Source organism: Trinickia sp., assembly GCF_051961175.1.
Taxonomy (GTDB): domain Bacteria; phylum Pseudomonadota; class Gammaproteobacteria; order Burkholderiales; family Burkholderiaceae; genus Trinickia.
Genome location: NZ_JBQCDN010000410.1, coordinates 1 through 19,613, shown reverse-complemented (window position 1 = coordinate 19,613; position 19,613 = coordinate 1). Strand labels below are relative to the sequence as shown.

17 protein-coding genes and 1 pseudogene are annotated in these 19,613 nt (G+C 63.5%); 11 read left to right on the top strand and 7 right to left on the bottom strand.

Going from position 1 to position 19,613, the window contains the following annotated elements; genetic code table 11:
- The 8 genes from ACTHL0_RS23295 to ACTHL0_RS23260 all read left to right on the top strand — a co-directional run.
- Positions 1–155, top strand: a 155-nt coding sequence (locus tag ACTHL0_RS23295) for a type II 3-dehydroquinate dehydratase (protein WP_440569332.1), incomplete at its 5' end; no start/stop codon positions are given.
- Between the two features lie 67 nt (positions 156–222).
- Positions 223–690 (top strand): acetyl-CoA carboxylase biotin carboxyl carrier protein, encoded by a 468-nt coding sequence (accB, locus tag ACTHL0_RS23290; RefSeq protein ID WP_440569331.1) that lies wholly within the window; start codon positions 223–225, stop codon positions 688–690.
- Positions 691–813: 123 nt separating this feature from the next.
- The gene (accC, locus tag ACTHL0_RS23285; protein WP_440569330.1) at positions 814–2,181 is read left to right on the top strand and encodes an acetyl-CoA carboxylase biotin carboxylase subunit; all 1,368 of its coding nucleotides are present in this window, start codon (positions 814–816) and stop codon (positions 2,179–2,181) included.
- Between the two features lie 133 nt (positions 2,182–2,314).
- A complete protein-coding gene (gene prmA / locus ACTHL0_RS23280) occupies positions 2,315–3,262 on the top strand; it encodes a 50S ribosomal protein L11 methyltransferase (RefSeq protein WP_440569329.1) in 948 nt (315 codons plus the stop codon).
- A 50-nt stretch (positions 3,263–3,312) separates the two neighbouring features.
- Entirely contained in the window at positions 3,313–4,944 is a 1,632-nt protein-coding gene (locus ACTHL0_RS23275; protein WP_440569328.1) for a DUF3426 domain-containing protein, read from the top strand.
- Positions 4,945–5,023: 79 nt separating this feature from the next.
- A complete protein-coding gene (gene tpx, locus ACTHL0_RS23270) occupies positions 5,024–5,524 on the top strand; it encodes a thiol peroxidase (protein ID WP_440569327.1) in 501 nt (166 codons plus the stop codon).
- A 98-nt stretch (positions 5,525–5,622) separates the two neighbouring features.
- Positions 5,623–6,561 (top strand): carbohydrate kinase family protein, encoded by a 939-nt coding sequence (locus ACTHL0_RS23265; RefSeq protein ID WP_440569326.1) that lies wholly within the window; start codon positions 5,623–5,625, stop codon positions 6,559–6,561.
- 20 nt (positions 6,562–6,581) lie between these two features.
- The gene (locus tag ACTHL0_RS23260) at positions 6,582–7,058 is read left to right on the top strand and encodes a glycine zipper 2TM domain-containing protein (RefSeq protein WP_440569324.1); all 477 of its coding nucleotides are present in this window, start codon (positions 6,582–6,584) and stop codon (positions 7,056–7,058) included.
- Positions 7,059–7,232: 174 nt separating this feature from the next.
- Here ACTHL0_RS23260 and ACTHL0_RS23255 read toward each other — a convergent pair whose 3' ends face one another.
- From ACTHL0_RS23255 to ACTHL0_RS23230, 6 genes are all read right to left on the bottom strand, one after another.
- The gene (locus tag ACTHL0_RS23255) at positions 7,233–7,859 is read right to left on the bottom strand and encodes a histone H1-like DNA-binding protein (RefSeq protein WP_440569323.1); all 627 of its coding nucleotides are present in this window, start codon (positions 7,857–7,859) and stop codon (positions 7,233–7,235) included.
- Positions 7,860–8,305: 446 nt separating this feature from the next.
- On the bottom strand, positions 8,306–9,529 hold the full coding sequence (locus ACTHL0_RS23250; RefSeq protein ID WP_440569322.1) for a ribonucleotide-diphosphate reductase subunit beta: 1,224 nt from the start codon (positions 9,527–9,529) through the stop codon (positions 8,306–8,308).
- A 435-nt stretch (positions 9,530–9,964) separates the two neighbouring features.
- Complete coding sequence (locus tag ACTHL0_RS23245) at positions 9,965–12,955, bottom strand: ribonucleoside-diphosphate reductase subunit alpha (protein ID WP_440569320.1); 2,991 nt, start codon at positions 12,953–12,955, stop codon at positions 9,965–9,967.
- 480 nt (positions 12,956–13,435) lie between these two features.
- Positions 13,436–14,023, bottom strand: coding sequence for a 1,6-anhydro-N-acetylmuramyl-L-alanine amidase AmpD (gene ampD / locus ACTHL0_RS23240; protein WP_440569318.1), 588 nt, complete (start codon positions 14,021–14,023; stop codon positions 13,436–13,438).
- Complete coding sequence (locus ACTHL0_RS23235; RefSeq protein ID WP_440569317.1) at positions 14,020–14,325, bottom strand: PP0621 family protein; 306 nt, start codon at positions 14,323–14,325, stop codon at positions 14,020–14,022. The genes ampD and ACTHL0_RS23235 overlap by 4 nt, the downstream gene beginning before the upstream one ends.
- Before the next feature lie 6 nt (positions 14,326–14,331).
- Positions 14,332–15,234, bottom strand: coding sequence for a cytochrome C assembly family protein (locus ACTHL0_RS23230; protein WP_440569316.1), 903 nt, complete (start codon positions 15,232–15,234; stop codon positions 14,332–14,334).
- An 84-nt stretch (positions 15,235–15,318) separates the two neighbouring features.
- Between ACTHL0_RS23230 and ffh the strand changes: the two genes are divergently transcribed.
- Together ffh and ACTHL0_RS23220 are read left to right on the top strand one after the other, a co-directional pair.
- On the top strand, positions 15,319–16,686 hold the full coding sequence (ffh, locus tag ACTHL0_RS23225; RefSeq protein ID WP_440569315.1) for a signal recognition particle protein: 1,368 nt from the start codon (positions 15,319–15,321) through the stop codon (positions 16,684–16,686).
- A 90-nt stretch (positions 16,687–16,776) separates the two neighbouring features.
- Positions 16,777–17,328, top strand: a complete 552-nt coding sequence (locus ACTHL0_RS23220) for a hypoxanthine-guanine phosphoribosyltransferase (protein WP_440569314.1) — start codon at positions 16,777–16,779, stop codon at positions 17,326–17,328.
- Between the two features lie 224 nt (positions 17,329–17,552).
- Here the strand turns inward: ACTHL0_RS23220 and ACTHL0_RS23215 are convergent, their stop codons facing one another.
- Entirely contained in the window at positions 17,553–19,295 is a 1,743-nt protein-coding gene (locus ACTHL0_RS23215; RefSeq protein WP_440569313.1) for a proline--tRNA ligase, read from the bottom strand.
- A gap of 60 nt (positions 19,296–19,355) precedes the next feature.
- On the opposite strand from ACTHL0_RS23215, the pseudogene ACTHL0_RS23210 reads away from it, so the two are divergent.
- A pseudogene (locus tag ACTHL0_RS23210) lies at positions 19,356–19,613 on the top strand (hypothetical protein); the annotation flags it as partial.

The window sequence follows — 19,613 nt, the reverse complement described above, 5'->3', positions numbered from 1 at the left end:
ATCTGTCGAACGTGCATCGCCGAGAGCCGTTCAGACATCACTCGTACTTTTCCGATCTGGCTGAAGGCGTCATCTGCGGGCTCGGTTGGAAGGGCTATCTGTACGCACTCGAGTTCGCGCTCGAGCGGCTCGCGTCGCCGAACGCGCGCGGCTGATTTTTCAGAACACCAAATCGGCGCTGGCACGAGCCGGCGCCTCACGCATTGAACAAGGGGATTCCCTATGGATCTACGTAAGCTGAAAACTTTGATCGATCTCGTCTCCGAATCGGGTATCTCCGAGCTCGAAGTGACCGAGGGCGAAGGCAAAGTCCGCATCGTCAAGAATGCGCCGCCGGTTTACGTACAGCCGTCCGCCTCGTTTGCGCCGCAAATGGCACCGTCCGCTCCCGCCGCGGCAACGGGCGCACTCGAGCAAGCCCCGGCCGCCGCGCAAGCGCCGGCTGCTGCATCGCAAGGCCACGTGATCACCTCGCCGATGGTCGGCACGTTCTACCGCTCGCCGTCGCCGGGCGCCGAGCCGTTCGTCCAAGTGGGCGACACAGTCAAGGAAGGTCAGACACTGTGCATCATCGAAGCGATGAAGCTGCTCAATGAAATCGAGTCCGACAAGGCCGGCATCGTGAAGGAAATCCTCATCGAAAACGGTCAGGCCGTGGAATACGGCCAGCCGCTTTACGTCATCGGCTAATCGCAAAGCGGGCCCGGGGCAGCTCAGCCACCTCGGGCGTACGCCGTTTCGCTCGAATGCCGTGCGCCGCCAAAGATCGCGGCCCCACGACGCACGAGCCCCTTTATGCGTCGGAACACAGCCATGTTTGAAAAAATTCTCATTGCCAACCGCGGCGAAATTGCGTTGCGCATTCAGCGTGCGTGCCGCGAGCTCGGAGTCAAGACGGTCGTCGCCTACTCGACCGCCGATAAAGAGGCCAAGTACGTCAAGCTCGCCGACGAAGCCGTCTGTATTGGGCCGGCACCGTCGCCGCAAAGCTACCTGAACATGCCGGCGCTGATCAGCGCAGCCGAAGTCACCGATGCGGAAGCGATCCACCCCGGCTACGGCTTTCTTTCGGAAAACGCCGATTTCGCCGAGCGCGTCGAACAATCGGGCTTCGCATTCATCGGTCCGCGTCCGGAAACCATTCGCCTGATGGGCGACAAAGTCTCCGCCAAGCAGACGATGATCAAGACCGGCGTGCCCTGCGTGCCCGGCTCGGAAGGTGCCCTGCCCGACGATCCGAAGGAGATCGTCAAGATCGCGCGTTCGATCGGCTATCCCGTCATCATCAAGGCGGCGGGCGGCGGCGGCGGGCGCGGCATGCGCGTCGTCCACACCGAGGCGGCGCTCGTCAACGCCGTCAACATGACCCGCGAGGAAGCCGAGCGCGCATTCGGCAATCCGCAGGTGTACATGGAGAAGTTCCTCGAAAACCCGCGTCACGTCGAAATCCAGGTGCTCGCGGATTCGTTCAAGAACGCGCTCTGGCTTGGCGAACGCGACTGCTCGATGCAGCGCCGTCACCAGAAGGTGATCGAGGAAGCGCCCGCGCCGGGCATCGCACGCCGTCTGATCGAGCGCATCGGCGATCGCTGCGCCGATGCCTGCAAGAAGATGGGATACCTGGGCGCCGGCACGTTCGAATTCCTGTACGAGAACGGCGAGTTCTACTTCATCGAAATGAACACGCGCGTGCAGGTGGAGCACCCGGTCACGGAGCTCATCACGGGCGTGGATATCGTGCAGGAGCAGATCCGCATCGCCGCCGGCGAAAAGCTCTCGCTGCGCCAGCGCGACGTCGTCTTCCGCGGGCATGCGATCGAGTGCCGGATCAACGCAGAGGATCCGTTCCGTTTCACGCCGTCGCCGGGCCGCATTACGTCGTGGCACACGCCGGGCGGCCCAGGTATTCGCGTCGATTCGCACGCGTACAATGGATATTTCGTTCCGCCGAACTACGATTCGATGATTGGCAAGCTGATCGCCTACGGTGCAACGCGCGAGCAAGCGATCCGCCGCATGCGCATCGCGTTGTCGGAGATGGTCGTGGAAGGCATTCAGACGAACATCCCGCTGCATCGCGAGTTGATGCTCGACGGCGGGTTCGTCGAAGGCGGCACGAGCATTCACTATCTCGAACACCGGCTCGCGGAGAAGCAGCAAGCCGCACCGGAAGAAGCATAATGGAACGGCCCTCAGGTTCGATGCGCTCACTGTCGACCGGCGTTGGCGCTTCAGCGCTTACCCCGGTCCCAGGCAAAGCGCCCCCCGAGGGGGCGGCCAGCCTCCTTGGGGCGGCCCAGCGGAGGCTGACGCGATGAGCTACCGGGAATTGATCGTCGAGCTGGACCGGACGCGCGCGGAAGCCCTGTCCGATGCGCTGATCGAGCTCGGTGCGTTATCGGTATCGGTCGAAGACGCCGATGCCGATACGCCCGACGAGCAGCCGCTGTTCGGCGAGCCCGGCCTCACTCCCGAGCGCACGGCATGGCTGCATTCGCGCGTCGTGGCACTGCTTGCGCCCGAGCATGAACCGGCGGTGCTCGCAGCGGCGGCCGCCAACGCGGTCGGCTTGGCTGCGACGCCCGCCTACACCTTGCGTGACGTGCCGGAGCAAGACTGGGTGCGTCTCACGCAATCGCAATTCGAGCCGATTTCAATCGGCGAGCGCATTTGGGTGGTGCCATCGTGGCACGACGCCCCCGATCCGCAGGCGCTCATTCTCGAACTCGATCCGGGCCTGGCGTTCGGTACGGGAAGCCACCCCACCACGCGGCTATGCATGGAATGGCTCGAGCAATCCGTGGCGCCGGGCCAATCGGTGCTCGACTACGGCTGCGGCTCGGGCATTTTGGCGATTCTCGCGAACAAGTGCGGCGCCGCCCCCGTCGTCGGCATCGACATCGATCCGCAAGCTGTCGAATCGGCTCGGTTGAATACCGAGCGCAATCGCGCCGGTGTCGCCTATGCGCTGCCTGACGATTGTCCGGCGGGGCAATTCGACATCGTCGTCGCCAATATTTTGTCGAACCCGCTCAAACTCATGGCTTCGATGTTGTGTGCGAAGGTCAGGACGGGCGGACGGATCGCGCTGTCCGGCGTACTCGCGCGGCAAGCAGAGGAAGTAGCGGACGCCTATCGGCCGTGGATCGACATCGGCGTGTGGCGCGAGCACGAGGGATGGGTTTGCTTGACGGGCGTCAAGCGTGCCAGCGAATCGGACGCCGATGGCGGCGCATCCGAACGCGCGGCGGGAAACCATTAGAATAGCGCCTATCGATCGATGCACCGGCTCGTCCGGCTCCCCCGCTCACCATGGTTCTAGCCACCCGCTGTCCCCACTGCGAAACGGTTTTCCGCGTGCAGGAAGCGCTGCTCGCGGCTTCTGGCGGGTTCGCGCGCTGCGGACACTGCCATCAGGTCTTCGATGCCCGGAGCAATCAACTCGATCCGCACGCCGGCGATCAGCCGGCTCAGCACGAGCCGGCCCCCGCGTTATCGTCGTCGGTGTTCGAGCACGAATATGCGCGCGACGCGCATCGTGCACCCACGCCGGAAGCGGTAGACAACGCTGAAGCCGCGGCGCCGGCTCAAGCGGAAGCGCGAGCGCTAGAAGAAGCGCGGGCTCGGGCGGAAGCACAGGCTCAAGAAGAAGCGCGAGCTCAAGCGGAAGCGCAGGCTCTGGCAGAAGCACAGGCCCAAGCAGAAGCACAGGCCCAAGCGGAAGCGCAGGCCCAAGCGGAAGCACAGGCTCAAGAAGAAGCGCGAGCTCAAGCGGAAGCGCAAGCTCTGGCAGAAGCGCAGGCCCAAGCGCAAGCACGAGCCCAAGCGGAACGCGAAGCAGCAGAAGCCGAGGCGTCGTCGGAAAGCTTATCGCTCGCGAGCGAGCCAACGTCTGAGCCTGAAGCACCGCCGCCTGTGCAAGCTGCGGCCCAGCACGAGCGTGAGCAAGAGACGCACAGACCGCTCGCGACGTACCCATCCCATACGGTCGAACAGCCTGCTGCTCCCACTCACGATGCACCGATTGGCGCCGCTGCAGCCTCGGGGTTCGCCGAGCCCGCTCGAGACGAACAGGCCGAGCCGGCGGCCACGCCGAATTGGGGCGCATCCCGCGGGCGCCAATGGCACGACGACGAGCCGCACTTTAGCGCTCACGCGCCCGCCGACGTCGATATCGAACCGCGCTTCGGCGCAACGCCTGCGCCCCAGACGCAAATCGAACCCGAACCCGACTTCGCCCGCACCACAAGCAAGCACCACCGGGACGAAGCCGAATCCCATCTTGCCCCCAACCTGCGCGAGCGCCTCGAAGCGCAAGCCGACGCCGCGGCCGAACCCGATTTCCGCGTCGAATCGAACGTTCACGCGGCGGGTGTGCCCCCGATCTTCGCGCAACCGCCCGCATCCGACGAACACGAGCGCCACTTTGCCATGACCCGCGAAGCGCGCGCCCGGACACCGAGCCGCGTGCTCTGGTACGTCGTAGGCGGCGTCATCTCCGTCGCACTGATCGTCGTGCTGATCGCGCAACTCGCGTGGTGGCGTCGCGAGGCAGTCATGGTCTACTGGCCCGACTCGCAGCCGATCTTCGCGCGTGTATGCGAAAAGCTCGGTTGCCAGCTGTCGCCGCCGCGCGATATCGACGGGCTGCGGATCGAAGTGCCCGATCTGCGTCAGGTGGATGGCCCTCACCATCTCGAGCTGCGCGTGCCGCTGCGCAACCGCTATGGCATCGCGCTCGCCTACCCGGCGATCGAACTGACGCTATCCGACGAGAAGAACAGCATCGTCGTGCGGCGCATCTTGTGGCCGCAGGATTACGTGCCGCCCGGCACGACGATCGCAGCGGGCCTGCCTGCGCATGCGACGCAAACGATGATCGTTCGGATCGAGAGCGGCAACGCGGTCGCGACGAACTTCCGCGTCCAAATCTTTTACCCGTAGCGCAATCCGGGCGCGGCAGTATGGCGCGCGCCCACTATTTCGCACTTGCGACAACCTGAAACGAATATCCGGAGCTAACATGAGTCAAGTCACACTGGGCGGCAACCCGATCGAAGTCGGCGGCGCGTTTCCGTCCGTCGGCCAGAAGGCCCCCGAGTTCACGCTCGTCGGTAAGGATTTGAAGGCCGTGACGCTCGCCGATTTCGCCGGCAAGCGCAAGGTACTGAATATCGTCCCGAGCCTGGACACGCCGACGTGCGCAACGTCGACGCGCAAGTTCAACGAAGCGGCGGCCAAGCTGCAAAACACGGCCGTGATCGTCGTCTCGGGCGATCTGCCGTTCGCGGCGACGCGCTTTTGCACGACCGAAGGGATCGAAAATGTCGTGACGGCGTCGACGTTTCGCGGCCATGATTTCGCCCAAGCGTACGGCGTTGATATTACGTCGGGCCCGCTCGTTGGCCTGACGGCGCGTGCTGTCGTTGTCGTCGACGAAAACGACAAGGTCGTGCACGCCGAACTCGTCGGCGAGATCAAGAACGAGCCGAACTACGACGCGGCATTGAGCGCGCTGAAGTAACCCGCGCCATCGATTGGAAAGCACGCCGCGCTTAGGCTTTGAGCGCGGCGTTTTCGTATGGCGCACCCCATTACACAATACGGATAGGAATTCCTGCCTTGGCTACGCTGATTTGCGGTTCGCTTGCTTACGACAACATCATGACCTTTCAGGGACGCTTTCGGGAGCACATCCTCCCCGAACAGGTTCATATCCTGAACGTGAGCTTCCTTGTGCCGACGATGCGCCGCGAATTCGGCGGCTGCGCCGGCAACATCGCCTATGCGCTGAATCTGCTCGGCGGCGACGCGCGAATCATGGGCACGCTCGGCGAAATCGACGGAAAGCTCTATCTCGATCGGTTCAAGAGCCTCGGGCTGCGCACGGATCACGTGCGCATGGTGCCCGACGCTTATACGGCGCAAGCGATGATCACGACTGATCTGGACAACAATCAAATCGCCGCTTTTCACCCCGGTGCAATGATGCAATCGCACCTGAACCAAGCCGATCAAGCGGAAGACATCACGCTCGCAATCGTCGCGCCCGACGGTTACGAAGGCATGGTGCAGCATACGGAAAAGCTCGCCGCCGCCGGCGTGCCGTTCGTCTTCGATCCGGGCCAGGGCTTGCCGCTGTTCTCCGGCGAGGCACTCAAGCGCGCCATTGAACTCGCCACTTACGTGGCAGTCAACGACTACGAGGCAAATCTCGTCAGCAACAAGACGGGCTGGTCGCTCGATGAAATCGCCGAGCGGGTGCAGGCGCTGATCGTGACCCGTGGCGAACACGGCGCGCGCATTCATCATGGCGGCCAGACCGAAGACATTCCTGCCGTGACTGCCTCCAAAGTCGTCGATCCCACCGGTTGCGGCGACGCGTTTCGCGGCGGATTGCTCTACGGCATCGAACGCGGCCTGGATTGGGCCACGACGGGCCGCCTGGCGAGCCTCATGGGTTCGCTGAAAATCGAACAGGCCGGCCCGCAAACCTACGCGCCGTCCATCGATGAGATCAACCAACGGTTCAAGCAGGCGTTCGGCTATGGCCTGCAGTAACACTCATGTGGAGTAACACAATGAATACATCGGCTCGAGTGATGCTCGTCACGCTGCTCGCGGCTTCCGTGACGATGACGGGGTGCGCTTATAACAGCAGCTCGCCCGACGTCTACACGGCAGGTCAGGCGCAGCGCGAGCAATCGGTTCGCTTCGGCACCGTCGAGAGCGTGCGCGCGGTGACGATTTCTTCGAATGACGGGCAACCGAGCGGGCTCGGCGCGCTCGGCGGCGGGGCGCTTGGCGCCGTGGCCGGCAGCGCGATCGGCGGCGGCAGGGGCTCGATCGCAACGGCCATCATCGGCGGCATCGCAGGCGCGGTCGCGGGTAACGCGGTCGAGAACGGTGTGGCGAAGCGCACCGGCATCGAAGTCACCGTACGGCTCGACAACGGCGATCTGCGCGCGATCACGCAATCGGCAACGGGCGAAGTGTTCCAGGCGGGCGACCGCGTGCGGCTTCTCTCGAGCGCGGGCGTGACACGCGTCACGCACTGAAGGCCGATGCGTTGAAAGCGCTGAAAGCCACATGCCCGCGCAGCGATCGGCGGGCCTGACTTGAAGCCAGCATAAAAAAAACCCGCCGCCGGCGAAACCGGTGGCGGGTTTTTTTTTCACAGGTACATCGTGAACGAGTACGACGCAATGCGCCGCGCTCGTTACGCCTTCCTATTACGGACGGCTGCCCGTCGGGAACGGCCATGCAGCGGCCGGGTTCAACGCCGTCTTCACCGTCGATGCAGGCGCCGTCGATGCGGCAGCAGGCGCAGCAGGAGCAGCCGGAGCGGGCGCAGCCTTCTTGGCGCCCGCCTTCTTCGCAGGCGCAGCCTTCTTGGCAGGAGCGGCAGCCTTCTTCGCAGGTGCGGCCTTCTTGGCGGCAGCCTTCTTCGCAGGCGCAGCCTTTTTAGCCGGCGCGGCCTTCTTGGCAGCAGCCTTCTTAGCGGGCGCGGCCTTCTTCGCCGGCGCCGCCTTCTTGGCTGCAACTTTCTTCACCGCTGCCTTCTTGGCCGGTGCCGCCTTCTTCGCCGGTGCTGCCTTCTTGGCCGCAACCTTCTTCACTGCGACTTTCTTGGCTGCAACCTTCTTCACCGCTGCCTTCTTGGCCGGTGCCGCCTTCTTGGCCGGAGCTGCCTTCTTCGCCGCGACCTTCTTCACTGCGACTTTCTTGGCTGCAACCTTCTTGGCCGGCGCTGCCTTCTTCGCTGCGACCTTCTTCACTGCGGCCTTCTTCGCCGGAGCGGCTTTCTTGGCCGGCGCTGCTTTCTTAGCGGCGGGCTTCTTCTTAGCTGCTGTTGCCATTGTGTTCTCCTTCAGGTTTGAGAATGAGTAAAGTTCGAACTACACCCTTCTTCAAACCCGCTTCCCGCTGCGCGCCGGCAATTGACGGCGCGCGCTGCGAAGCGGGCTATTCATCGGCGTACGCGAAAACATGGCGCTTACGCTAATGAATGCGGTAAGGCGTGCCGTACCCAAAGGCACAGCACGCCGGATCGAGTTGGCAGGCGAGCGCCATGCACTCGCCGAGCCCGATATTCGCTTGTGACAAGCGGGCGGCCAGGCCGCCGGCTTTTTCAGGGGGTAGTTCGCCCATCCCACCGAAGGGTTCGCAAAGTGCCTCTCTTGATCGTGGGCGGTCTCACCACCGGGCACGCTTTGCATCAGGCGTTCTTGCTCCTTACCTTATCCGCCGCCGGCCATTGTCGCGGCGGCGCCCCATCAACATTCATTACATCGGCCAGCACGCTTCATTCCCAGGACAGCGCACCGCCGGTTTGATATTCAATGACTCGCGTCTCGAAGAAATTACGTTCCTTCTTCAGGTCGATCATCTCGCTCATCCACGGGAACGGGTTCTCCTCGTTCGGATAGAGCGGATCGAGGCCGATCTGCTGGCAACGGCGGTTGCAGATGAAGCGCAGATAGCTCTTGAACATCGACGCATTGAGTCCCAGCACGCCGCGCGGCATCGTGTCCTCGGCGTAGCGGTATTCGAGCTCGACCGCATGCTTGAAGATCTCGCGAATCTCTTCACGGAATTCGCGCGTCCACAGGTGCGGGTTCTCGAGCTTGATCTGGTTGATGAGGTCGATGCCGAAGTTGCAGTGCATCGACTCGTCGCGCAGGATGTATTGGTACTGTTCCGCCGCTCCCGTCATCTTGTTCTGACGGCCGAGCGCGAGAATTTGCGTAAACCCGACGTAGAAGAACAGCCCTTCCATGACACAGGCGAACACGATCAGCGACTTGAGCAGCTTTTGATCGGCTTCGAGCGTGCCCGTCTTGAACGCCGGGTCAGTCAGCGTGTGAATAAACGGGATCAGGAACTCATCCTTGTCACGGATCGAGGTGACCTCATGATAGGCGTTGAAGATCTCGCCCTCGTCCAGACCCAGCGATTCGACGATGTACTGGTAGGCGTGCGTGTGAATCGCCTCTTCGAACGCCTGACGCAGCAGGAATTGGCGGCACTCGGGTGCCGTGATGTGCCGGTAGGTGCCCAGCACAATGTTGTTCGCGGCGAGCGAGTCGGCCGTCACGAAGAAGCCGAGGTTGCGCTTGACGATGCGGCGCTCGTCTTCGGTCAGCCCGTTCGGGTCCTTCCAAAGCGCGATGTCGCGCGACATGTTGATTTCCTGCGGCATCCAATGGTTCGCGCAGCCGGCCAGGTACTTCTCCCACGCCCACTTGTACTTGAACGGGACGAGTTGGTTGACGTCGGTCTGGCCGTTGATGATCCGCTTGTCGGCGACATTCACGCGCGCTTCAGATGCGGCAGGCTGCGCAGCAGACGCAGCAGGCGGAGCGACGGCGAAGTCCTGCGCAAAGATGTTTTGCGTGGGCACAGCTTGCGGCGCAGTGCGCGTCGCTGCTTGCGTTTCGACGGCCTGTCCCGCCCGGTCGCGCAACGTATTCAGTTGCGAACCGCTCGAGGGAGTTACGGCAGTCGTCTCGTCATCCCAGTTGAGCATAAATTCTCACCATCAATTTAGATCGGTTTGTACCATCTTTTCACGAGCGATAAAAGGGTTCGCTCACGAAAATCCTTGTTTTTCGATTCGCGCTGCGACCTCGATACAACACTTTGTTCGTTAGGCCGCGCTCGCGCGAATCATCGATGACTCATGAAGGGTCGTCTCAATGCGTTCGTCTCCTTGTCGAAGAGGACCGCATCGACGCATCGATCGTCGATGCAACGCGTCCCGAGTGTTCCTCGAATGCCTCGCATCGCGCCTCATGTTCGATGCTTCGGATCGGCTCGATGCTTCCCGCTGCTCCCGATGCCTTCGCCGCGTGACGAAGCGCATCGCACTGCTTGACCCGAGGGCGCGCGTTTGTCGTTCTGTTGTTCGCGCGCCCTTGTCCCGCCTGCGCCGGCGCATGACCCCGGCGTTCGAGCGAAGCGGTTACTGGCAAGCCTCGCATTCGTCGAAGCCCGGATCGCCGGGGCGCATCATGCACACCGGGCCGTCCGCTTCCGGCGCCGCCGGCGCGGCGCTCGCCGCATTCATGCCGCCCGCCGCGGCGCTGCCGCCGCCGATCGCTCCACCCGTCGCACCGAAGCCGCCTGCCGCACCGCCACCGCTACCGCCTTCCGCAGACGGCACCGCGTTCAGCGCGCCGTGCGCGACCGTCGATTTTTCGACGTGCGTGGCAGCCATCGTGCGCAGATAGTAGGTCGTCTTCAGGCCGCGCAACCAGGCCAGCTTGTACACCTCGTCGAGCTTCTTGCCCGATGCGCCGGCCATGTAGATGTTCAGCGACTGCGCTTGGTCGATCCACTTCTGACGACGCGATGCCGCCTCCACGAGCCACTTCGGATCGACTTCGAACGCCGTCGCATAGATCGCCCGGAGATCGGCCGGCACGCGGTCGATGCGCGAGAGCGTGCCGTCGAAGTACTTCAGATCGGCAACCATCACTTCGTCCCACAGGCCGCGCGCCTTCAGGTCGCGCACCAGGTAGTCGTTCACCACCGTGAATTCGCCCGACAGGTTCGACTTCACGTACAGGTTCTGGAACGTCGGCTCGATACAGGCCGAGACACCGATGATGTTCGAGATCGTCGCCGTCGGCGCGATCGCGACGCAGTTCGAGTTGCGCATCCCGTAGGTGGCGATGCGCGAGCGCAGCGTCGGCCAGTCCATCGTCTCGGACGTATCGACTTCGACGTAGCCGCCGCGCGCTTCGGCCAACAGCTTCAACGTGTCTTGCGGCAGGATGCCGCGATCCCACAGCGAACCGCGATAGCTCGAATAGCGGCCGCGCTCCTCGGCCAGCTCCGTGGACGCGTAGTAGGCGTAGTAGCAGACCGCTTCCATCGAGCGGTCGGCGAACTCCACCGCTTCGTCGGACGCGTACGGCACGCGCAGCAGGTGCAGACAGTCCTGGAAGCCCATGATGCCCATGCCGACCGGACGGTGCTTCAGGTTCGAGTTGCGCGCCTTCGACACGGCGTAGTAGTTGATGTCGATCACGTTGTCGAGCATGCGCATCGCCACGCTGACGGTGCGCTTGAGCTTGTCTTGATCGAGTGCGTAGCTGCCGTCGGCCTGCTTCACGAGATGCGCGACCAGGTTGACCGAACCCAGGTTGCAGACGGCGATTTCGGCGTCGCTCGTGTTCAGCGTGATCTCGGTGCACAGGTTCGACGAATGGACGACGCCCACGTGCTGCTGCGGCGAGCGCACGTTGCACGGATCCTTGAACGTGATCCAGGGATGGCCCGTCTCGAACAGCATCCCAAGCATCTTGCGCCACAACTGGGCGGCCGGGATCTTCTTGAACAGCTTGATCTCGCCGCGTGCCACCTTCTCTTCGTAGGCCGTGTAAGCCTTTTCGAAGTCGGCGCCGAACTTGTCATGCAGATCCGGGCAGGTCGAGGGCGAGAACAGCGTCCAATCGCCGCCTTCCATCACGCGCTTCATGAACAGATCGGGGATCCAGTTCGCCGTATTCATGTCATGCGTACGGCGGCGGTCGTCGCCCGTGTTCTTGCGCAGCTCGAGAAACTCCTCGATGTCCAGGTGCCACGATTCGAGGTACGCGCAGACAGCGCCCTTGCGCTTGCCGCCCTGGTTCACCGCCACCGCCGTGTCGTTGACGACCTTCAGGAACGGCACCACGCCTTGCGACTTGCCGTTCGTTCCCTTGATGTGCGAGCCGAGAGCGCGCACGCGCGTCCAGTCGTTGCCGAGGCCGCCGGCGAACTTCGACAGCAGCGCGTTTTCTTTCAGCGCTTCATAGATGCCGTCCAGATCGTCCGCGACCGTCGTGAGGTAGCACGACGACAGTTGCGAGCGGCGCGTACCCGAATTGAACAGCGTCGGGGTGGAGCTCATGAAATCGAACGTCGACAGTACGTTGTAGAACTCGATGGCCCGCGCTTCACGGTCGATCTCGTTCAACGACAGGCCCATTGCGACACGCATAAAGAATGCCTGCGGCATTTCGATGCGCGTGCCTTCGACGTGCAGGAAGTAGCGGTCGTACAACGTTTGCAGACCGAGGTAGCCGAACTGAAGGTCACGGCCGGCGTCCAGCGCCGCACCGAGACGCTTCAGGTCGAACTGCTGCAGCTTCTCGTCGAGCAATTCAGCTTCGATGCCGCGCTTGATGAACTGCGGGAAGTACTCGGCGTAGCGCTCGCTCATTTCACTTTGCGTCACTTCCTCGCCGAGGATTTCGCGGCGGATCGTGTGCAGCAGGATGCGGGCCGTCACTTGGCTGTAGGCCGGATCCTTTTCGATCATCGTGCGCGCCGCGAGGATGGCCGAGTCATAGACTTGGCTCATCGGCACGCCGTCGTACAGGTTCTTCACCGTTTCGGCGACGATCGGCTCGGCGCTCACGGCCTCGCCGAGCTGGTCGCACGACGATTCGATCAGCGCGCGCAGCGCCGCCAGATCGAGCGGACGGGTGACGCCATTGTCGACCACGTTCAGGCCCGAGGACGGTGCCGCGGCTTCCTGCTCATGGCCTCGCTCTTGATTGCGCTTCTCGCGGTACAGCACATACGCACGCGCGACGTTGTGTTCGCCGCCGCGCATCAGCGCGAGTTCGACCTGATCCTGGATATCTTCGATGTGGAACGTACCGCCGTTCGGGCGGCTGCGCACGAGCGCACGCACGACGCTTTGCGTCAGTTGCTCCACGAGCTCGCGCACACGCGCGGACGCGGCGCCTTGCCCGCCATTGACGGCCAGGAACGCCTTCGTCACGGCGATCGCGATCTTGGACGGCTCGAACGACACGACGCTGCCATTGCGGCGGATCACTTTATAGTCCGCGAAGGTCGCCTGCGGCGCAAGCGGTTGCGCGTAAGCGGCCTGAGCGCCCACGGCGTGCCCGGCCTGCGCACCTTCGTGCTGGCTCGTCATGTTGTCGGTCGTTTGCATGTGCAAAGCTCCTGATCTTGGATGTGCGGTCAAACCGCGGATTTGAACAACCGCCGCGCCACCCCGAGCGCGAACGATGTGGGGCGGGAGAGAAAACGGAGCGATCGGGCAGCGCGGCCGCGCGAGTCGGACAAGACGATGGCTTTTGTCATGATTCCGGCGGGCATCAGCACGCCCCGTTTTTCCCCCGAAGATGGAACGCCGGGCATTGCCCGGCGTTCCATCCGCATGATTTACACGCCGCTTCTGCGGTTCCGGCGCCCTCTCCGATTCTCGGACGCTCCGGCGTGTCGACACAACATCTAGTGCAGCCGCGTCGTATAGATACAAAGTATAGTGGACCGGACCGCCAAATCAAAAAGGTTTATTTGGGGTTCAACGCTTGACTTTTCATTAAGCGAGCCGGGACAAGGACTTATCGCAAACGCAAGCAGCATGCGCTTTTGCATGCCTCGGTCGAACCTGAAATCGGGGCGGCGGCTAGGCTTGCCGGTAGGGGAAATACTGATCGGCGAGCCGGGTGTCGCGCTGCAAGCGAGCCCAGTCGAAATGAGGCCCCGGATCGGTCTTGCGCCCGGGCGCGATATCGGAGTGCCCGGCCAGCGCCTCGATCGGATAGCGGGCAACGAGTGCGTCGACCAGTGGGCCGAGCGTCGCGTACTGCGCGGCTTCGAACCGCTCCGTGTCGGCGCCTTCCAGCTCGATGCCGATGGAGAAGTCGTTGCAACGTTCGCGCCCGAAGAAGCTCGAGACGCCCGCATGCCACGCACGCCATTCGCACGAAACGAACTGCTCGAGCCCGCCATCGCGGCGGATCACGAAATGCGACGAGACGCGCAGGCCGCGCAGATGCGCATCGTAGTAAGGGTGCGCATCGCAATCGAGGCGATTGAGGAAAAGATCGGCGATCGCACCGCCACCGAACTCGCCCGGCGGCAAGCTGATGTTGTGCACGACGATGAGCGTGGGCACCGCCCCTTCGGGACGCGGCTCGAAGTTCGGCGACGGCAGTACGCGCGCGCCGTGCGCCCAGCCGTCTCGATCGACGGCGAACGGCATCGCGCTCATCGGCCCTCGCGACCGCCCGCACGCGCCGAATGGCGCTGCGCATGCTCGATGCTGCAGAAGGACAGGCCGCCCGAGTGCACCGAATCGCTCTTGGGCGCGTGCACGCCGCACGCGGCACAGCGCACCATCGGCTCGGCGAGCTGCGGCTGCCCGCGCTGCGCGGTCCCGCCAGCACCGGCACGGGCACCGCGCGACGCACCGCCCACATGGGCGCCGCCGGTGCGGATCTGAGCGGCGCGCATCGTCTTCACCAGCCAGCGGGCGGCGAGCACGAACACGACAAGAAGAAAAATCTGGCGCATGACGATTTAAACGACGGGACGGTGCAGCAGCACCTCGAAGACGAAGCGGCTGCCGACATAGGCAAGCAGCAACGCGACGAACGACGCGAGCACCCAGCGCAACGCGGTGCGCCCGCGCCAGCCTGATAGCTGGCGTCCGGTCAGCAGTGCCCCAAACATCACCCAGGACAGAACCGCGAACACGGTTTTGTGATCGAACGTCAACGGCCGCCCGAGCAACTGCTCGCTGAAGAGCACACCCGAAATGAGGGTGAGTGTCAGCAGGACGAACCCTGCGCCGATCAGGCGAAACAGCAGCTTTTCGAGCGTCAGCAGCGGAGGAAGCGTATCGAGCCAGCCGGCGAACCCGCCGCCGCCGTTGCTTTCGAGCGCGCTGCGCAACATGTGCAAGCGGCGCTCGGCAAATAACATCAGGACGGCGTGCAGCGCGGCAATCGCGAACAACCCGTAGGCGACGTTCGCGATGATGAAGTGCATCTTGAATAGAGGCGCAGCCGCGTACGACAGGACATGCACGCCACCGAAGGCGAGCGGCATCAGCGAAGCCAGGCACGCGAGCGGCAGCACGAGCAGCCCGAGCCCCTCGAGCGGGAAGAAGTAACTCTCGATCCAGTAGATACAAGCGCCGAGCCAAAACATGGCCGACAGCGCGAACGCGAAGCCGAACACCATCGCATCGCGCGGGAAGATGGTCATATGCAGCAGCAGCCCATGCGCGGCGAGCGCGACGAACAGCAGCGCACGCGCCACCCGCGGCGAGCTCGCCCTCGATGGTGCGCGCGCAACCGCGGGCACGGGCGGCACGCTCGAGAGCATCGACGGCGCCCCCTCGACGCGGTGCACGCGCCAACCGACGACGGCAAGGCCGCCGTAAAGGAGCGCAGTGAGGGCATACAGTACAATATCCATGTCCCAAGTTTACACTAGGCCGCCGCACCCGCCCCGCTTCATGCGAAGGCGCGCAGCCGCCGCTGTGCTCCCCTACGGCTCCCCATGCTCGACACACTCACCACACGGATGGCGCGCGTCGTCAAGACGCTGCGCGGCGAAGCCCGCCTCACCGAATCCAACACGCAGGAAATGCTGCGCGAAGTCCGGCTCGCGTTGCTGGAGGCCGACGTGGCGCTGCCCGTCGTGCGCGATTTCGTCGCCAAGGTCAAAGAAAAGGCGCTCGGCGAGGAAGTCCTGTCGAGCCTGTCCCCGGGCCAGGCGCTCGTCGCGGTCGTCCAGCGCGAACTCACCGCCATCATCGGGGGCGACTACGAGGGCAAGGCGGCGGAACTGAACCTCGCCGTCACGCCGCCAGCCGTCGTCCTGATGGCCGGTTTGCAAGGCGCGGGTAAAACCACGACGTCCGGTAAGCTCGCGAAGCTGTTACGCGAGAAGTACAAGAAGAAGGTACTGACCGTCTCGTGCGACGTCTACCGCCCGGCCGCCATCGCGCAGCTGAAGACGGTGACGGAACAAGTCGGCGCGGATTTCTTCCCGTCCGAACCGAATCAGAAGCCCGTCGATATTGCGCTCGGGGCGCTCGACTGGGCCAAGCGTCACTACCACGACGTCCTGATCGTCGATACGGCCGGCCGGCTCGGTATCGACGAGGCGATGATGCAGGAGATCGCTGCGCTGCACGCGGCCGTGAAGCCGGTGGAAACGCTCTTCGTCGTCGATGCGATGCTCGGGCAGGACGCCGTGAACACCGCGAAGGCGTTCAACGATGCGCTGCCGCTGACGGGCGTCGTGCTCACCAAACTGGACGGCGATTCGCGCGGCGGTGCCGCGCTGTCTGTGCGGCACGTGACGGGCAAGCCGATCAAGTTCGTGGGCGTGGCCGAGAAGCTTGACGGGCTCGAGGTGTTCTACCCCGAGCGCATGGCGAACCGTATTCTCGGCATGGGCGACATTCTTGCTCTGGTTGAGGAAGCGCAGCGCAATGTCGACGTCAAGGCGGCGCAAAAGCTCGCGGACAAAGTCAAAAAGGGCGGCGATTTCGACCTCAACGACTTCCGCGCGCAGCTTTCGCAGATGAAGAACATGGGCGGTTTGTCGACGCTGATGGACAAACTGCCCGCGCAGTTCCAGCAGGCCGCGGCGGGCGCCGATATGGGCCAGGCCGAAAAACAGATGCGCCGGATGGAAGGCATCATCAATTCGATGACGCCGGCCGAACGCGCCAAACCCGAGCTCATCAAGGCGACGCGCAAGCGCCGGATCGCCGCGGGCGCCGGTGTGCAGGTGCAGGAGGTGAACCGGATGCTCAATCAGTACGAGCAGATGCGAACCATGATGAAGAAGCTCAAGGGCGGCAATCTGCAAAAGATGATGCGCGGCATGAAAGGCATGCTGCCGGGGATGCGCTAACCCTCTTGCGCCCGGCGCAGGGGTTAATGCCGTGGCGCGCATGGGCACGCCGCTTCACACTATGTAAACAGTCATCGCTCGCCAAACGCCATGAATCGCGAAGAAGCTCTTCACATCTTTCGCCACTCCGAGGAAATCGTCTCGGCCGCCGAAGTCAATGCGTCGATCGCCGGCATGGCCCACGCCATCCGCGGACAGATCGGCGAAGATTTCCCGTTGCTGCTTTCCGTCATGGGCGGCGCGGCCGTTTTCACGGGAATGCTGCTGCCGCATCTCGATTTTCCGCTCGAGTTCGACTATATCCACCTGACGCGCTACCGCAATACGACGCACGGCAGCACCGATATGCAATGGCGCGTAGCGCCTGCGGAATCGGTGAAGGACCGTGTCGTGCTCGTGCTCGACGACATCCTCGACGAAGGCGAGACCATGGCCGCGATTCGCGACCGCATTCTCGCGATGGGTGCGAAGCGCTTCCTGAGCGCCGTGCTTTGTGAGAAGCAGATCGCGAAGGCCAAGCCGCTGCGCCCCGATTTCTGCGGCTTCGAAGTGCCGGATCGTTACGTATTCGGTTGCGGGATGGATGCCAGGGGCTACTGGCGCAATCTGCCGACGATCCGCGCGCTCACTGACGGCGCGTGATGTCTTTGAGGTAAGCGGCGGCGAGCGCAGGCCGGGTACAGCCCGCGCCGACGAACCCGGTGGGCTTCCTCGCCGCAAAGCCGAGGATCCAAAGCATCGGCGCTCACCGCAGTAGGCGGCCCTAAGCGGTAATGGGGAAGCCTCTTACCGAAGCCCTCCCCCGCACTCGGATCGACGAGCCGCCCCTCTGGTTGCGGCGGCCCGAAGATGACGTTCAGAGTTTCTTACCCGGCATGCGCGAGGGCCGCACGCACCTTCTCGATCGCGAACGCAGCGGCGTCTTCGATCGGCAGCAGCGTCGGCTCCGCATCGCGGCGGCCCTGATACTCGACCTTCCCTTCCTTGAGCCCGCGGTCGCCCACCACCAGGCGATGCGGCACGCCGACCAGTTCCCAATCGGCGAACATCACGCCCGGACGCTCGCCGCGATCGTCGAGGATGACGTCGATCCCGGCTTTCGTCAGCTGCGCATAGAGCTTGTCCGTCTCGGCGCGCACGCTGTCGCTGCGGTCATAGCCCATCGGGCACAGCACGACTTCGAACGGCGCGATCGCCTCGGGCCAGATGATGCCGCGATCATCGAAATTCTGTTCGATTGCCGCACCGAGGATCCGCGTGACGCCGATGCCATAGCAGCCCATCACCATCGGCTGCGGCTTGCCGTTTTCATCGAGGAACGTCGCCCCCATCGCCTCGGAATACTTCGTCCCGAGCTGGAACACGTGACCGACTTCGATGCCGCGGCAGATTTCGATATTGCCTTTGCCGTCGGGGGAAGGATCGCCGGGACGCACGTTGCGGATGTCGGCCACGACGGGCTCGGGCAGATCGCGGCCCCAGTTCACGCCCGTGGTGTGGTAATCGACCTCGTTCGAGCCGACGACGAAATCGCTCATGTTCGCCACGGTGCGATCGGCCACGACTTTCACCGGCTTCTTCGTGCCGATCGGGCCCAGGTAGCCAGGCGGCGTACCGAACCATTCGACAATCTCGGCCTCGGTGGCAAACCGAAAGCCCGCCAGACCGGGCAGCTTGCCCACCTTGATTTCGTTCAGATCGTGATCGCCGCGCAGCATCAACAGCCAGATCGTGGGCTCGGCGCCTTCGTTGTCGGTCGCGAGGATGATCGATTTGATCGTGCGCTCGAGCGGGATGTTCAACAGTTCGGCGACGGCTTCGCACTTGGCCTTGCCGGGCGTGGCCGTCTTTTGCATCGCCTCTCGGGGCGCGGCGCGCTCGGCATAAAGCGGCAGCGCTTCGGCGGCTTCGACGTTCGCCGCGAAATCCGAACCCGGGCAGTAAGCGATGTCGTCCTCGCCCGTCGCCGCGATCACGTGAAACTCTTGCGAGCGGTTGCCGCCGATCGCGCCGCTATCGGCGTTCACGGCGCGGAACTCGAGCCCGATGCGCGTGAAGATCCGCACATAGGCGTCGTACATCTTGCGATACGACTCGTTCAACCCGGCTTGGTCCTTGTCGAACGAGTACGCGTCTTTCATCGTGAACTCGCGCCCACGCATCACGCCGAAACGCGGACGGATCTCATCGCGGAACTTCGTCTGGATCTGGTAGAAGTTCACCGGCATCTGCCGGTAGCTCTTGATCTGGTTGCGCGCGATATCGGTCACGACTTCCTCGTGCGTCGGCCCGATCACGAAATCGGTCTGCTTGCGATCCTTGAAGCGCAGCAGTTCGGGCCCGTACTGCTCCCAACGCCCGGACTCCTGCCAGAGTTCGGCCGGCTGCACGGCCGGCATCAGCAACTCGAGCGCGCCCGCGCGGTTCATTTCCTCGCGCACGATCGCTTCGACCTTGCGAATCGAGCGCAGGCCAACCGGCAAATAGCTGTAGATGCCGCCTGCGACGCGCCGGATCATGCCCGCGCGCAACATCAACTTATGGCTGACGACTTCCGCGTCCGCCGGAGCTTCCTTCAGTGTGCCGATAAAGAAACGGGAGGCTTTCATTCAACAATTTTCCAAAAGCGACAGCCCGCAGCGAGCCGCCAAAAGAAGGGAACGAGTCATGTGGGGACACCACCGGGTGCTGCTTCGCAGCGCAAACAGCCTACGCGAAGCGGCGCGATTCGTCAGGCGAGCCGCCGGCTGCCCCGAGGCACGATTGTTGCACTGCCTCGAACCCTTCTGGTGCATGCCGGTGCCAAAGGCTCGTTATCTGTTTATAATCAAAGCAATTTTAAAGGATTCGAAGGTGGTTGTATGCTTGATCGCGAAGGCTTTCGCCCGAACGTCGGCATCATCCTCTTGAACGCGCACAACGAGGTG

What these genes read in the sequence shown, in the direction of transcription:
- ACTHL0_RS23230 (WP_440569316.1), bottom strand. Translation starts at nt 15,234, where the DNA reads ATGGATATTGTACTGTATGCCCTCACTGCGCTCCTTTACGGCGGCCTT.
- ffh (WP_440569315.1), top strand. Translation starts at nt 15,319, where the DNA reads ATGCTCGACACACTCACCACACGGATGGCGCGCGTCGTCAAGACGCTG.
- ACTHL0_RS23255 (WP_440569323.1), bottom strand. Translation starts at nt 7,859, where the DNA reads ATGGCAACAGCAGCTAAGAAGAAGCCCGCCGCTAAGAAAGCAGCGCCG.
- ACTHL0_RS23245 (WP_440569320.1), bottom strand. Translation starts at nt 12,955, where the DNA reads ATGCAAACGACCGACAACATGACGAGCCAGCACGAAGGTGCGCAGGCC.
- ACTHL0_RS23250 (WP_440569322.1), bottom strand. Translation starts at nt 9,529, where the DNA reads ATGCTCAACTGGGATGACGAGACGACTGCCGTAACTCCCTCGAGCGGT.
- ACTHL0_RS23260 (WP_440569324.1), top strand. Translation starts at nt 6,582, where the DNA reads ATGAATACATCGGCTCGAGTGATGCTCGTCACGCTGCTCGCGGCTTCC.
- ACTHL0_RS23235 (WP_440569317.1), bottom strand. Translation starts at nt 14,325, where the DNA reads ATGCGCCAGATTTTTCTTCTTGTCGTGTTCGTGCTCGCCGCCCGCTGG.
- accB (WP_440569331.1), top strand. Translation starts at nt 223, where the DNA reads ATGGATCTACGTAAGCTGAAAACTTTGATCGATCTCGTCTCCGAATCG.
- ampD (WP_440569318.1), bottom strand. Translation starts at nt 14,023, where the DNA reads ATGAGCGCGATGCCGTTCGCCGTCGATCGAGACGGCTGGGCGCACGGC.
- ACTHL0_RS23215 (WP_440569313.1), bottom strand. Translation starts at nt 19,295, where the DNA reads ATGAAAGCCTCCCGTTTCTTTATCGGCACACTGAAGGAAGCTCCGGCG.
- ACTHL0_RS23220 (WP_440569314.1), top strand. Translation starts at nt 16,777, where the DNA reads ATGAATCGCGAAGAAGCTCTTCACATCTTTCGCCACTCCGAGGAAATC.
- accC (WP_440569330.1), top strand. Translation starts at nt 814, where the DNA reads ATGTTTGAAAAAATTCTCATTGCCAACCGCGGCGAAATTGCGTTGCGC.
- ACTHL0_RS23275 (WP_440569328.1), top strand. Translation starts at nt 3,313, where the DNA reads ATGGTTCTAGCCACCCGCTGTCCCCACTGCGAAACGGTTTTCCGCGTG.
- prmA (WP_440569329.1), top strand. Translation starts at nt 2,315, where the DNA reads ATGAGCTACCGGGAATTGATCGTCGAGCTGGACCGGACGCGCGCGGAA.
- tpx (WP_440569327.1), top strand. Translation starts at nt 5,024, where the DNA reads ATGAGTCAAGTCACACTGGGCGGCAACCCGATCGAAGTCGGCGGCGCG.